The sequence below is a fragment of the Parvimonas sp. M20 genome, from assembly GCF_035282425.1.
Taxonomy (GTDB): domain Bacteria; phylum Bacillota; class Clostridia; order Tissierellales; family Peptoniphilaceae; genus Parvimonas.
Genome location: NZ_JAYKBQ010000007.1, coordinates 35,419 through 49,009, shown reverse-complemented (window position 1 = coordinate 49,009; position 13,591 = coordinate 35,419). Strand labels below are relative to the sequence as shown.

The following is a 13,591-nucleotide window of genomic DNA, read 5'->3' as shown; positions in this document are numbered from 1 at the left end:
GAGGTTTTAATCTCAAAATCTGCTCTTTTTGTTCTAAATAGATATTAATAAATCAACATTTAGATATTTTCTCTAAATTCTGTTAATAATTCAGTAAATTTTTTAGGTTTAAAAGCGTGAATTACATGATTACCAGAAACTTTTTTATATATAATTTGTGGGGCTAATGAAATTACATTTTTTATTCATAATATAAAAAATATAAGCACTTAATTTATATTATAAATCTTATATAAATAAATCTACTTCATAATTAAATAGATAAGTTTATTTATCCTTTGGATTATTAATTTTGTTAAGTTCAGAAATATAATCTAGTCCAAAAATTTCTATTTCGTTCAAAACTTTCTGAAATTTAGTACCTAATGTACTTAAAGAGTATTCAACATGAGGAGGTACTTCAGCAAAAACTTTTCTTGTGATTAATTTATCTTGTTCTAATTGACGCAGTTGCCTTGTTAAAACAGTTCGAGTAACTTCAGGAATTAATCTTTCAAGTTCATTAAATCTTTTAGTACCTGTACTTAAATGATATAAAACTACAATTGCCCATTTTCCTTGTAAAACTTTCTGAGTAGTAACATAAGGGCATTTATCATAAATAGTTGACATAAAAACCTCCTTAAGCTGTGTAATAGTATCGTATCAGATACTATGTATTATAAATGTTCGTACTTTTAAAGTCAAGACTTAAAAAGTATAATAACAGTAAGAGGAAAATCAATCCTCAAAAAGAAAGGAGATTAGCTATGAAAAGTGAAATTATGAAAGTATATAATGCTTATACAGAAGCATTATTAAAGGGAGATTTTAAGTCTGTTTTTGAAACAATGTCTGATAATATTGTATGGCATATGGGAGGAGAAGGTCCACTTTCAGGAATTGTTAAAGGAAAAGAGGCATTGGGAGAACGTTTAGGAGAATTTACCAAAAGAAGCAATGGGACATTTAGAGTAATTACAAATTGGGCTGCAAGTAATGATTGTTTTGTTGTTGCAAGTGTTGTTTCTTTAGCTGAAAAAGAAGATCAAAAACTAAATGACCCCGGTATTGATTTATTTAGAATAGAGAATGGAAAAATACAAGAAGTATGGACTTTTGCAGAACAACAAGAGGAAGAAGATAAATTTTGGAAATAGGTGAATTTATTTTTATAACAAAATGTAAGAGATATGTAAAATAAAATAATGAATGTCAAATTTTTAAAAAGAGAAGATTTATATCAAAAAATATAAGTCTTCTTTTCTGTTGTGAAACAAAAAGGTTCTCGGATACCCACTCAACGTGAAGCATTGAGGTAGAGTGGGTCGTATTATTTTAAAAACGGAAAAATTGAAAAGAGTTTAGAGTTGGATAAAGAAGATATTTTAATCGTTGAGATATAAAAAAAGATTCTGAATTTTAGAAAAAGAACTGATTATAGATTTTAAATCTTAGCTATCAGCTCTTTTTATTCTAAATAGATTAATAAATTTATATACTTTCTTTAAATTCAGTTAATAATTCAATAAATTTTTTAGGTTTAAAAGCGTGAATTACATGATTAGCAGAAACTTTTTTATATATAATTTGTGGAGCTAAAGAAATTGCATGTTTAGCATCATCTTCATCAAATGCTCCTACAAGTCCAAAATTTTCATACCTTTTCCAGTCAGCATGAATAAGCATTATTGGACATTTTGTTTTTTTAAAGGCTTCTTCGTGGTTAATACCATCATAAAATCTTCCATCAACAAAAGCTCTAGAAAAATCGGGATCAAACATAGACAATGATTTAATAAGTAGTCGTAAACTATCTGGGAATCCTACTGCAATAGGTTTATTAGGGTATTTGTTTTGAAATTTCTTTATCTTTCTTGATAGCCAATTGGCAAACCAATTTGGAATTTTTTTAATTCTCTTTTCAGAAGCTGGCATTTCCATATCTCTAAAATAATCTGCTAAATCTCTATCTTCAATATTTCCAATTTTGTCAACAAGATGTTTTAATCCATTGTAAACAAATTTATCTTGTTCTTTAAATCTTGGCATCTCTGTAGAAAAGATTGGGGCATCCTCGAGAACAATTCCAGAAACATATTCAGGAATATTAACTGCACACCATAAGGCAAGAATACCTCCAGATGAATTTCCACTTATAATTACTTTTTCTTTTATTACATTTTTGATAAACATTTTTAAGTCTTCACCTACAATTTTCCAAGAATAATAACCAGGTGTCCAAGTAGATTTTCCATGTCCTCTTATATCTATTGAATAAACTTGAAAAATTTTAGATAAAGGTATTAGTACTTTTTTATAACTCTCCCACATTCCCATTTGAGCAGGAATTAGCAATAAACTAGGCCCGTTTTTGGGACCAACAACATAGTTAAGTTTAACAGTTCCTGTATCATAAGTTTTTTCCGAAAAGCCAGCATTAATAAGCTTTTTATTTTCAAGTTTTCCTGATAAGTTTTCATAAGGGTTTTTATAAAACATTTTATCCTCCTATCTTAAGCAATCTGTATTAAGAAATCCATAAAGCATTAAATGTAGATATTTCTTAATACTATTTTTAAATTCATCATAATTGTCGAATAAATCCATTGGATTGTCTTGATATTGATTGAGATGTTTTATTACAATCGCATCAATATATAAAGATAAAGCATCCACAACTAATTCATGATCAATATCTTTTCTTAAGTTAAATATTTTAATAGAATTAGAGATTTGTATTTTTAATTTTTCATTTGATTTTTTGTGATATTCACTAAAAATATCCTTAATTTCTTTTTCAACTTCTTTGCTTGTTTCCCTAGAAGCCATATTTAAAAATTTAGTTTCATTAGGATATTTTTTTATTAAATTACATTTTTGATCCATAATACTAAAAATGTTATCGAAAAAATCATAATATGTTTTACATTCTAAATTTTGTGTCAATAAATTTACTGCATAATTAAGTAGGTATAGATAAAAATTCTTTTTATTATCAAAATAGTAAAATAATAAACCCTTAGAAATACCAGCTTCCTTAACTATTAAATCAGTTTTTGCTTCTACAAATGAAAATTTTGAGAAAATCTCTATCCCTTTATTTATTATCATTTGTTTTTTATCTTCTGGAATTTTTTCAAAATTTTTAGTAGCCATAAATACCTCCTTTATTGACCCGATAGTCAATTTGTTGTAATTAAAGTATATTATCTTTTGACTGAATAGTCAATATTAATGAAATGGAATTAGAAATTTTTAATAATCTATAATTAAACACTTTTAAATGATATGTTAGAAAAAATTTATAAAAAAACCTTGACTTTATATATTGATATATAATATAATCAATAGCGATATTGAAAATTAATCTATATTAAAAAAATATTTCGGAGGTTTATATGAAGAAAAAACTTACAGCAATTGTTTTAAGTCTTTCAATGTGCTTAATTCCAATTAGTCAAATGCAAGTTTTAAATGCAAAAACGACAACACAGGAACAAAAAGATGATATTTCTTTAAAATTTATCAAAGGTAAATTTGGAAGTAGAGATAAATATGAAATCACACCTAAAGATAAATTAAAGGAAATAGCAAAAATTTTTGTAGAAAATAATGAATATGAAAAGAAAGATAATAAAGCTGCAGTATTTGGAAAGACATTTTTTGTTGATTTATCAGATAACTGTTTATACCTTGGTCAAGATTTAAAGGATAAAGAAGTAATAAAAATTGAATTTAAAGACAAAAGTACTGTTTCATTTAGAAAAGATGGAGACAATTTTATAAAAATAGAAGAAAAAAATAATAAAAAACCTTCTACACCAAATGAAACTCCTGATAACAAAGGGCAAAATGATTTTTCATTAAAAGTGATTGAAGAAAAAAATTATGATAATAAATATTCTCTTGAATTAAAGGATAAAATTGCACAAATTAAGCAAATCTTTGTAAATGATGAGGAATACAGAAAAGTAAGCAGTAAGGTTGCTGTTTTTGGGTCAACTTATTTTGTAGATGAAGTGAATAAAATTTTATATCTTGGACAAAAAGTACCGGATGGACATATAGTTAAATTTGTCTTTAATGACGGGTCATCTGTTTCATTTGAAAGAAAAGGAAAAGAATTTGTTAAAAAAGACAATCATTCTGCAAAAAAATATTATTTAAGAATTGTAGGTTCATTTGAGGCAGCAATTATCGGTCAACAAAAATATGATTCTATTTCATCTGCTACAGGTGGAGGAGTAAATTCAAATAAAAATAGTAATGTAAAATTACAAATTGCTTATACAGACAAGGAAACACCAGCTGATTCAGATTTTAAGGATGCTAAAGAAGTAACACATGATTTACAACTAGAAGCAAAAATGGTTTCAGATGATTCCGGTATGGTGGCAAAATACTCCAAAATAGATAATAGTGTTAAATTATCTGGAATTCCTTCTAAAAAAGGAACTTATAAGGTTTTTGTACAATCAAAAGACGGAAAATTAAAATCAAATGAATTAGATTTTGAAGTTTTTGATACAAATGAAGTAACTCTTGAGGAAAGATTGGTAGATAAAGAGTTTAAACCTTTAAAACATCCTGATACAAAAAAAGAATGGGATATGAAACCTTGGGTAATCAAAAAGTTTGGAAAAAATAAAGAAGAAGTAACTGTTCCAAAAAATCTAAAACTTTGGTTTGGTTCAAGAGAAAGTGGAAAATATTCAGAACTAGGCTATTCTATTGAAGAAAATAAATCTACTACTCAAACTTTAGTTGTAACAGGAGAACTTTATCTTATAAATATGAAAATTTTAAGTTCTGTAAATATCGTTGTAAAAGACGGTGGTAAACTTAATCTTTCAGATTCATCACTATATGGCAAAATAACTGTTGAAAAGGGTGGAACTCTTGAAGTAAATTATGATGACTATCATAAGAGTTTTGCAAGCGGATCTTCTATAAATGGTCAAATAATTTTAAAAGATGGTGCAACATTACAAAACTCTGTTATTTATTCAAATGCCAATTATTTAACTGATGGAAAAAATGCAAAACATATACAAACTCCAGTTGTAAGTGTTCAAGGTAATGCAACTATAAAAGGTAATGTATTTATACGTGGAGATGAAGCTCCTACAGGTGAACAATATAAAGGACAAGGAGCAATGGAGATTGCAAAAGGTAAAACATTAACTATTGAAAAAGATTCAAAACTTGGACTTTTTGCAGGCGGTCGCTATGCTCTTACAAGTAATGGAGGAGACGCTTTAAAATTAGAGGGAACGGTAACAGGAAAAGGAACTTTAATTGCTGTTGGAGGAAATGGTCGATTTTCGGGCAAAGGCGGAAATGGAGTTTCAGGTAATGGAACAATTTCTGTTGATAATGCATATTTGCGTGGTGGAAATAGTTATATGAGTAAGAATGAAGGTGGAAAAGCTGTTCTTGACTCAATAACTATTGACAAAAAAACAAGAGGATATGCAATAGATGGTAAAAAATCTACAAATTCGATTGAAGACTCTAAACTTCAAAATGAAACACCGAATTGGAATGGATATACTGCTCCGAATAAAGACTTATTGGATAAATTAAGTACAGAAAACGCTCCGTCAATAGTTGGAGAAAAAGAAAAACAAAAACTTGAAAAAGATTTAGAAAAAACTAAAAAAGAGCTTGAAAAAATCAAGGAAGAACTTGAAAAAATTAAGCAAGAACTCGAAAAATCTAAACAAGATTCAGAAAAAATTAAAAAAGAGCTTGAAAAAATCAAACAAGAACTTGAAAAAGCTAAGCAAGAGTTAGAAAAGGCAAAACAATCCGGAAGTAAAAAACAAAATGAAATTGATGAGCTTAACAAAAGAATAAAAGAACTTGAAGAAAAAGTAAATTCTCTAAAAGCTAAGCTTGAAAAAGGAAAGAATAATAATTCATCAGATAAACAAAATAACAACAATCCTAAGATAATTGAATTTTTATATGGTAAAAATCAAACTGTAACAAAAAATGATGGTCATAAATTATTCTTTAGATTGGATGAAGATGTTAAAAACTTTGAAAATGTATATTTAGATGGCAAGCTTGTTGACCCATCAATGTACACTGTAAAATCAGGTAGTACAATCGTAGAGTTTACTAATGAATTTAAAAATTCTTTAACAGAAGGAAATCATAATCTTGAGTTTAAATTTAAAAATGGTTATGCAAAAACACAAATTCATGTTTTAAATAAGAAGGAAGATTCTAAAAAAGATAAAAATAAAGTTATACAAACAAAACAAAAGAATACAAAAATTAACAAGGGTCTTCCAAAAACTAATATTTCAAATTCAAGTATATTGTTAGCAGTAACAAGTTTAGTAGGTTTTCTTTATTCAAAAAAGAAAAAATAGATAACAAAATGTAATTAGCTTATAATGTAAAGCCCCAAATCAGAATAAAAGATTTGGGGTTTTTGTTGTGGAACAACAAGGTTTGCGGGCATCCAGCCGATGCGAAGCATTGTGGAAGGGTGGGGTTTTTGTTGCGAAAATTAAATTTTCAATATTTATTTATAATTAGAAATATGTTATAATAACAATTGTAGATATATAATAACTATATTGTTTTTTAAAAATTAGAGTTAAAAAGTTTATTAATCAATTATAGGAGGTTGTATGGAATTTAGAAATACAGTTAATATTCTTGGAAATAGATTAGAAGAAAAATATAGTAGTATAGGGTTTAAATATAAAAAAGATGAGAGAATGTTGGAAATGGAGAGCGAAAACTTTACATATTTGGTAGCTTTCTTTTCATTTGGTTTTAAAACAAGTCAAAGAATGGATTTAGACGTATGTTATATTATAAATCGTCGTCCTTTTGATCCAAGACAAAGTGAGGATCATCAGTTATTAAATCATTCATTGTGGAATAATGAAATTTTTCTTGATATATCAAATGAAGAAAAATTAGAAGAGGCTTACAATATTATATGTAAGTATATGGACGAAATAATGATTCCAAAGATTGAAGAGCTTAATGATACTAAATCATAACCACCACCTCAGCTGGTGGTTTTGATTTTTGAAAATTTAATTTTCAACGCATTTATTTGTAATCATATGATAAACGACTTATTAATAAATAATCTTATGCTATAATAAGAATAAAATAAATTAAAAAACTTGGAGGTAGTTGTGCTTCATTTAGAAAAAATAAACGGAAAAAATATATGGGAAATACTTAAATTAAAGGTATCTGAATCACAAAAAAATTTTGTTGCATCTAATGACGTAAGCATTATTGAAGCATATCTAACTATTACTGCAAATGGAGTTGTTTTTCCCTTTGGAATCTATGATGACGATATACCTGTTGGTTTTCTGATGATTGGCTATGATGTAGATGAAACTTGGGAAAATGTTCCAAATATAGCAAAGGGAAACTATAATCTTTGGCGTTTGATGATTGATGAGACTTATCAACAAAAAGGCTTTGGGAAAAAAGCTATGAAACTTGCTTTAGATTTTATTAAATCATTTCCTTGTGGTAAAGCAGAGTATTGTTGGTTGTCTTATGAACAGGAAAATATAACTGCCAAAGAGTTGTATCATTCATTTGGATTTGTTGAAAATGGAGACATGGATGGAGATGAAGTTATTGCAATACTAAAACTTAAAGATAGATAAAATTTAAATTTATAGAGTTGAGAAACTAAATACAAATTAAATTTAAAGGAGAAAATTATTTGTATAGAAAATAAAAATTATAATAAAATTGAGGTTTTATATGGATATTAGATTTGAAAGAGGAATAAATAGAGAAAATGCCACTCTCTTATGTGAATGGTCAAATGATATAGGAGAGGCTTTTCAGGAACAATGGATGGGACTAAAAATTTCCTATCCATTGACTCATGATAAAATTAAAGAAATGGAAAATGTATTTTCTATATTCAATGAAGATGATTTTTTGGGAATGATTCAACAAGTAAGAATTGAAAAAGATAATATACATATAGGTAGATTTATAATAAATCCTAAAAAGCAAGGAATGGGTTTTGGAAAAGAGGCAATAAAAAGTTTTATAGATTTGATTTTTAAATATGAAAATATAAAAAGTATTTCTTTAAATGTTTTTGATTCTAATAAAAATGCAAAAAATCTTTATACTAAACTGGGCTTTGAAATTGATGAAGTTATTGAAACACCAAAACTTAAGTATATAATGAAAAAATATAGATAATAAATTTTTAAAACAGCAATTCAAAAGATTTGCTGTTTTTCTTTGTCAAAATTAAATTTTAAGGAGAATTATATCTAGAAGATGTACCTTCCTATGTGAATGCCCAAAAGGATTGTCATTTTTAAAATTCTTGATAAAAATCTATAAAAGTATATTACTTTTGGTATTTTTTAATTATATAATATCTAACGAAGACTTGTTTTATTCAATTATATATCATATTAAAACTTAGCATAAAAATCACTAAAAAGTTTTCTCATATTATTGAAATTATAAATATGGTATGATATAATAACTTGAATTTAATTTTTCATAAAAATAAACTTTTTTATGAAAAAATATATTATTGAAGTGAGAGAATTAAATTCTCTCACTTCACAAAAAAGGAGATAAAAAATGAATATTTTTTATAGTGTTTTCTCTTCAACGGCATTTTGGGGTGATGTTACCTTTACTATTCCATTATGGATTTTATGGGTACTGCCTATATTGTGGCCTTTTATTATACCAATGTTATTAGTTTTCTATTCAACTGTTTTGTATATATTTATGTTATGTTTGAAAGTAGAAATTCCTTTAAAAAAAATAATAGTCAGAGTAACTTTTTTTGGGTTTTTATGCGATATAATTGCTATTATATTGATGTTTTTGATTGTAGGAACTTTAGAAATTTTTATCAAACCAACTCTAGGTTTTTTCAATTGGTATGGGTCTTTTTTGTATTCTTTAGTTGTAAAGATACCTATGAATATAGTTGAGGTATTGATATTGGGTGTTGCAATTCTTTTGTCAAGAATTATAAATTACAAATTAAATAAAAGATATACTTTTTCAAAACTTGATATTGAGGAAGAAAAAAAGAAAAAATTAGCATTAGCCATAGCAATATTTACAGCACCATATATGTTCTTCTTTACAATAACTATTTAAATAATGTAATTGGGAATTATGAGGTATACAATAAGATATTTTGATAGAAATGATAAATTATTGGATGAAAGAACCTTTGAAATATCTGTTACAAAAGATATGGTAATTAAAACAGGGATAAACAAAGATAAAGATACAGTTCTGCAAATAGATAAAAACAAAGATGGAAAAGTTGATGAAAAAATTTCTGCATCAAAAAATGAAAATATTAAAAAATAGTAAAAAATGAAGTGGGAGAATTATATTCTCCTACTTTATAAAAAGGAGGAAAAAATGAGTACTTTTTATAGTGTTTTATCAGGAGTATATTTGCTATCTTTCGATAGATACATTGACCTTACTATACCATTATGGGCTTTTTGGGTAATGCTTATTTGTTGGATTGCTATTATACCAGCAACTGCTATATTATGTTCAATAGTAATGTATATATCTATGTTATATTTAAAAATGAAAGATTGTTTTAAAATACTTAGAAAAACAATAATACAAATAACTTGTTTTAGCTTTTTATGCGATTTAATAGTTGTTGTATTTTTACTCTTACTTGAAACAGGAGAAGATTTTATTGATTTGGATTTAGATTCATATCATTGGTATAAAAATGTATTTCTAAGGGCATTGGAAAGAAATCCATTTTCGAATGTATTTGCATTAGCAGTATTGTGTTCTATAATCCTATTGTTAAGGATTTTAAATTATCAATTAAATAAAAGAATTACATTTTTAAACATTGACATAGAGGAAGAAAAAAAGAAAAAATTGGCATTAGCCATAGCAATATTTACAGCACCATATATATTTTTTATTCCTATAGGATAATTTATATATGACTAACTAGAAAAGACATAGGAACTATGAGTTATACAATAAGATATTATATACAGAAAGTAGTTAAAAGTAGTGTGTAAAAACATAAAATTTTATACACTATTTTTTTACATTTTTTGCAAAATTATTATTGAAATTGTTAATAAAATAGCAAAAAATCATTAAATTATATTACAATATACGAAATTTTATTACCTACCTTTGCGAAAATTAAATTTTCAATTCATTTATTTATAGTCGGAAATATGGTATAATATTAATAACTTTATGCATTTGTATAAAGACAATATTATTTTTAAAAAATATGTGTTATAGAGAATTAATAAATGAAAATTTATTAAAGTTAGTTTATGAAATAGAGGTATAAAATGCAAAATAAAAAAATCTTTTTATATTATTTTTTGGCTGCAGGAATGATTTTATTTCCTATTTTCAATTTATTAAGTTTTGTTCCAATGGTAATTTTATATAAAAAATCAGATTTTAGAACGTATATCCTATCTGCAGGAATGTTTATAGTATTATCTTTAATTATTTTGCGAAATTTCACTTCACTTATACCTGTTTTTAGTTCTTTTATAGTTATAAAAGGAATGGATAGTGAAAAAGATGGATATAAAGTTTTGCTTGTAAGTGCTCTTGTTATGACAGTTTTGCTTGTAAGTGATTTTTTGCTATTAAGGATTAATGCAAAGTCTTATGAATTATTTTTAAACAACATAAGTGAGTTTTTGAATCGTTTTGAAAATTACAAAGAAATTTTTAATATAAAAAATGCTGAAGATTTTGTCAATAGAATGATGAATATTTATCCTTCAGTTTCATTTACAATAGCATATATTTTCGAAACTATTGGATATTTGTTTTTATCCAAGAAAATTTATAAAAATTACAAAGATTCAGATGATGTTATTATACCCCTAGATATGAAATTTTTCTTTATTAGTTTAGTTGTAATTGTTGTAATGATATTTACTACTAGTTTAGAGGATTTTTATCAGGTATTTTTAATTTGCTATAATTTAATTATAGTTTTTATAGGAATAATGATAGTTCAAGGTTTTATAAAGGCTAATGCATTTTTAAAGAAGAAGTTGAATAAAATATTAGCAAATTTGCTAAGTTTCTGTTCAATATTTTTGGGGATAATTTATGCAGTTTATGTTATTTATGGAATTTATAGTTCAATTTTGCGAGGTGTGAAATGGGAAAGAAAATAGTTAAATTATCAGATTTTTATATTTTATTTTTATTTATGGTTATAATCTCAGCTTTTGTACTTTATTTTAAATTAATATTTGGGATTGTATCTTTTATATTGACTTTTATTTCATTTATTGTAGTCTTATACTATGTAAAAAATAAAAATGTTGAATATGAAGAGGATATAAAGAGACATAAAGATTCTTTAGATAATATTGCAAGTGAAGTAGTTTATAAGATGCCTTTTCCTATTGCTGTACTTAACAATAAAGGTAGAGTTAAATGGTATAGCCCAGAGTTTTCAGAGCTCTTTTCAGGAAAAGATGTTATTGGAATTGATATTAATTCAAAAATTTCAAATTTTAATATTTCTGAAGTTTTGAAAAAAGGTTCTGGAAAAGTAAATTGGGAAACAGAAAAATTTAATTATTTGGTTTATTATAATGTTGTAAAAGATGATGATAATGGGGAAGTTAATACGATTATTTATTTGATAGATAATTTAGAATTTTCAAAACTTCAAAAGCAATATGAAGACGATACTCTAAATTCTATTTTAATCTACATTGATAATTTTGAAGATGTTCGTAACAACACTAACGAAGATTTTAAGACATTATTGACTGCTGAAATGGATAAACTGATTATAAGTTATTTTTCAAATTTAGGTGCAATAGTAAGAAAATATGATTATGGGAAATATATTGTTATCTCAAATAATTCAATTTTACAAAAAATAAAAACTGATAAATTTAGTATAATAGAAAAATTAAGAGAAATAGAAATTTCAGGTAATATAAAACCGACTTTAAGTATCGGTGTAGGTCTTGGTGGAAATAATCCTTTTGAAAGATATAAGGAAGCTCAAACTGCTCTTGATATGGCATTAGGACGTGGAGGAGCTCAAGTTGTCTTTAAAAATGGTGAAGATTTAGAGTTCTATGGGGGCAAGAACAATAAGGGTGTTGAAAGAAATAAAGTAAAGGCAAGAGTTATTTCTCAAGCACTTGAAAATATAATAAGAGAATCTTCAGAGATTTTTGTGATGGGACATAAGAATCCGGACATGGATTGCTTTGGAGCGGGAATCGGTGTTATGGGAATTTGTAAAGAATTGAAAAAAGACTGTTATATGGTTTTAGAAGATGTCCCTATTACAATAAGAAATGTATATGATAGGATAAGACTTGCAGAACCTGAGTATGTAGAAATGATGATTTCTCCAGAAAAAGCTTATGATATATGTAAGGATACAAGTTCAGTTATATTGGTGGATAATTCGAGAACAGCTTCAACAGAAGCTCCTTATTTGTTAGATGTTACTTCAAAAATTGTTGTAATTGATCATCATAGAATAGGAAAAGATTTTGTTGAAAATCCGATGTTGACTTATCTTGAACCTTATGCGTCTTCTGCATGTGAGCTTGTAACAGAAATTATCTACTATATGTTTGAAAAAATTAATTTGGATAAAGAAGTTGCAGAAGCTCTGCTTGCAGGAATTGTAGTGGATACTAAAAACTTCTATTACCAAACAGGAGTAAGGACTTTTGAAATGGCATCCTATTTGAAACGATTTGGAGCAGATAGTATTGCAGTAAAACATCTTTTCAAAGATAATTTTAATACAATAAAATTAAAATCTAATGTTTTATCTAATGCAATATCATACAAAAATTATATTTGCATTGGGGTATTTCCGGAAGAAATTGAGGAATCTATGTTGATTGCAGCACAGGCTGCTGATGATTTGCTTGGAGTTTTAGATATTGAATGTAGTTTTGTTTTAACTATTGTTTCTGGACAAATTCATATTAGTGGAAGAAGTTTGGGAAAAATTTCAGTTCAATTAATTTTAGAAAAACTTGGTGGTGGAGGACATTATACTTCTGCCGGAGCAAGACTTGATTGTTCAATGGATGAAGCGATAGAAAAATTAAAGAAAGCCATAGATGAGTATTTATTGGAGGAAGATATAGATGAAAGTAATTTTAATTAAAGATGTTAAAAGTTTTGGGAAAGCTGGCGAACTTGTCAATGCAAAGACAGGATATGCTAGAAATTTCTTGATTCCCAATGGATTAGCTAAAGAAGCTACTAAAGAAAATCTTGAAATTTGGGAAAAAGAACAAGCTGAATTAAAGAGAATTGAAGCTGAAAATATAAAAAATGCAAAAGAATTAAAAGAAGTTTTAGAAAAATTAGAAGTAGTTATAAAGACTAAAACAGGAAGTGGGGATAAACTTTTTGGTTCAATAACTTCTCAAGACATCAGCGATGCTTTGAAAAAACAACATAAAATAGAAATTGACAAAAGAAAAATAGAATTAAAGGAAAATATAAAATCACTTTGTGCTTTGACAGTTCCAATCAGGGTTTATCCTGAAATAGTTGCAACTGTTAAGGTTTCTATTGAAAAGGAGTAATT

14 protein-coding genes are annotated in these 13,591 nt (G+C 26.4%); 11 read left to right on the top strand and 3 right to left on the bottom strand.

All coding sequences use genetic code 11. From position 1 onward, the window contains the following. Positions 1–267 precede the first annotated feature (267 nt). Positions 268–612 (bottom strand): winged helix-turn-helix transcriptional regulator, encoded by a 345-nt coding sequence (locus VJI93_RS04570; protein WP_150262839.1) that lies wholly within the window; start codon positions 610–612, stop codon positions 268–270. 137 nt (positions 613–749) lie between these two features. Here VJI93_RS04570 and VJI93_RS04565 point away from each other — a divergent pair, with 137 nt between their 5' ends. Next, complete coding sequence (locus tag VJI93_RS04565; RefSeq protein WP_269753262.1) at positions 750–1,139, top strand: nuclear transport factor 2 family protein; 390 nt, start codon at positions 750–752, stop codon at positions 1,137–1,139. Positions 1,140–1,473: 334 nt separating this feature from the next. On the opposite strand, the gene VJI93_RS04560 is transcribed toward VJI93_RS04565, so the two are convergent. Both VJI93_RS04560 and VJI93_RS04555 read right to left on the bottom strand, forming a co-directional pair. After that, positions 1,474–2,481: an alpha/beta fold hydrolase gene (locus VJI93_RS04560; protein ID WP_314720425.1), complete on the bottom strand. Its 1,008-nt coding sequence runs from the start codon at positions 2,479–2,481 to the stop codon at positions 1,474–1,476. A 9-nt stretch (positions 2,482–2,490) separates the two neighbouring features. Next, positions 2,491–3,138 (bottom strand): TetR/AcrR family transcriptional regulator, encoded by a 648-nt coding sequence (locus VJI93_RS04555; protein ID WP_314720424.1) that lies wholly within the window; start codon positions 3,136–3,138, stop codon positions 2,491–2,493. Positions 3,139–3,380: 242 nt separating this feature from the next. On the opposite strand from VJI93_RS04555, the gene VJI93_RS04550 reads away from it, so the two are divergent. From VJI93_RS04550 to rplI, 10 genes are all read left to right on the top strand, one after another. Beyond that, the gene (locus VJI93_RS04550; RefSeq protein ID WP_314720422.1) at positions 3,381–6,365 is read left to right on the top strand and encodes a hypothetical protein; all 2,985 of its coding nucleotides are present in this window, start codon (positions 3,381–3,383) and stop codon (positions 6,363–6,365) included. A gap of 264 nt (positions 6,366–6,629) precedes the next feature. Beyond that, complete coding sequence (locus VJI93_RS04545) at positions 6,630–7,010, top strand: hypothetical protein (protein WP_323999556.1); 381 nt, start codon at positions 6,630–6,632, stop codon at positions 7,008–7,010. Between the two features lie 141 nt (positions 7,011–7,151). Beyond that, positions 7,152–7,643, top strand: a complete 492-nt coding sequence (locus VJI93_RS04540; RefSeq protein ID WP_323999557.1) for a GNAT family N-acetyltransferase — start codon at positions 7,152–7,154, stop codon at positions 7,641–7,643. Between the two features lie 100 nt (positions 7,644–7,743). Next, entirely contained in the window at positions 7,744–8,199 is a 456-nt protein-coding gene (locus VJI93_RS04535) for a GNAT family N-acetyltransferase (protein WP_323999560.1), read from the top strand. 396 nt (positions 8,200–8,595) lie between these two features. After that, complete coding sequence (locus VJI93_RS04530; RefSeq protein ID WP_323999562.1) at positions 8,596–9,129, top strand: hypothetical protein; 534 nt, start codon at positions 8,596–8,598, stop codon at positions 9,127–9,129. 18 nt (positions 9,130–9,147) lie between these two features. Then, positions 9,148–9,348 carry a hypothetical protein gene (locus VJI93_RS04525; RefSeq protein WP_323999563.1) on the top strand — a complete coding sequence of 67 codons (201 nt, stop codon included), beginning with the start codon at positions 9,148–9,150 and terminating at the stop codon, positions 9,346–9,348. A 54-nt stretch (positions 9,349–9,402) separates the two neighbouring features. After that, positions 9,403–9,951 carry a hypothetical protein gene (locus tag VJI93_RS04520; protein ID WP_323999564.1) on the top strand — a complete coding sequence of 183 codons (549 nt, stop codon included), beginning with the start codon at positions 9,403–9,405 and terminating at the stop codon, positions 9,949–9,951. A gap of 377 nt (positions 9,952–10,328) precedes the next feature. Then, complete coding sequence (locus VJI93_RS04515) at positions 10,329–11,180, top strand: hypothetical protein (RefSeq protein WP_323999568.1); 852 nt, start codon at positions 10,329–10,331, stop codon at positions 11,178–11,180. Next, complete coding sequence (locus tag VJI93_RS04510) at positions 11,165–13,162, top strand: DHH family phosphoesterase (RefSeq protein ID WP_323999570.1); 1,998 nt, start codon at positions 11,165–11,167, stop codon at positions 13,160–13,162. Before VJI93_RS04515 ends, VJI93_RS04510 begins: the two co-directional genes overlap by 16 nt. Beyond that, positions 13,143–13,589 carry a 50S ribosomal protein L9 gene (rplI, locus tag VJI93_RS04505; protein ID WP_323999571.1) on the top strand — a complete coding sequence of 149 codons (447 nt, stop codon included), beginning with the start codon at positions 13,143–13,145 and terminating at the stop codon, positions 13,587–13,589. Before VJI93_RS04510 ends, rplI begins: the two co-directional genes overlap by 20 nt. Positions 13,590–13,591: the final 2 nt, after the last annotated feature.

What these genes read in the sequence shown, in the direction of transcription:
- VJI93_RS04570 (WP_150262839.1), bottom strand. Translation starts at nt 612, where the DNA reads ATGTCAACTATTTATGATAAATGCCCTTATGTTACTACTCAGAAAGTT.
- VJI93_RS04565 (WP_269753262.1), top strand. Translation starts at nt 750, where the DNA reads ATGAAAAGTGAAATTATGAAAGTATATAATGCTTATACAGAAGCATTA.
- VJI93_RS04560 (WP_314720425.1), bottom strand. Translation starts at nt 2,481, where the DNA reads ATGTTTTATAAAAACCCTTATGAAAACTTATCAGGAAAACTTGAAAAT.
- VJI93_RS04555 (WP_314720424.1), bottom strand. Translation starts at nt 3,138, where the DNA reads ATGGCTACTAAAAATTTTGAAAAAATTCCAGAAGATAAAAAACAAATG.
- VJI93_RS04550 (WP_314720422.1), top strand. Translation starts at nt 3,381, where the DNA reads ATGAAGAAAAAACTTACAGCAATTGTTTTAAGTCTTTCAATGTGCTTA.
- VJI93_RS04545 (WP_323999556.1), top strand. Translation starts at nt 6,630, where the DNA reads ATGGAATTTAGAAATACAGTTAATATTCTTGGAAATAGATTAGAAGAA.
- VJI93_RS04535 (WP_323999560.1), top strand. Translation starts at nt 7,744, where the DNA reads ATGGATATTAGATTTGAAAGAGGAATAAATAGAGAAAATGCCACTCTC.
- VJI93_RS04530 (WP_323999562.1), top strand. Translation starts at nt 8,596, where the DNA reads ATGAATATTTTTTATAGTGTTTTCTCTTCAACGGCATTTTGGGGTGAT.
- VJI93_RS04525 (WP_323999563.1), top strand. Translation starts at nt 9,148, where the DNA reads ATGAGGTATACAATAAGATATTTTGATAGAAATGATAAATTATTGGAT.
- VJI93_RS04520 (WP_323999564.1), top strand. Translation starts at nt 9,403, where the DNA reads ATGAGTACTTTTTATAGTGTTTTATCAGGAGTATATTTGCTATCTTTC.
- VJI93_RS04515 (WP_323999568.1), top strand. Translation starts at nt 10,329, where the DNA reads ATGCAAAATAAAAAAATCTTTTTATATTATTTTTTGGCTGCAGGAATG.
- VJI93_RS04510 (WP_323999570.1), top strand. Translation starts at nt 11,165, where the DNA reads ATGGGAAAGAAAATAGTTAAATTATCAGATTTTTATATTTTATTTTTA.
- rplI (WP_323999571.1), top strand. Translation starts at nt 13,143, where the DNA reads ATGAAAGTAATTTTAATTAAAGATGTTAAAAGTTTTGGGAAAGCTGGC.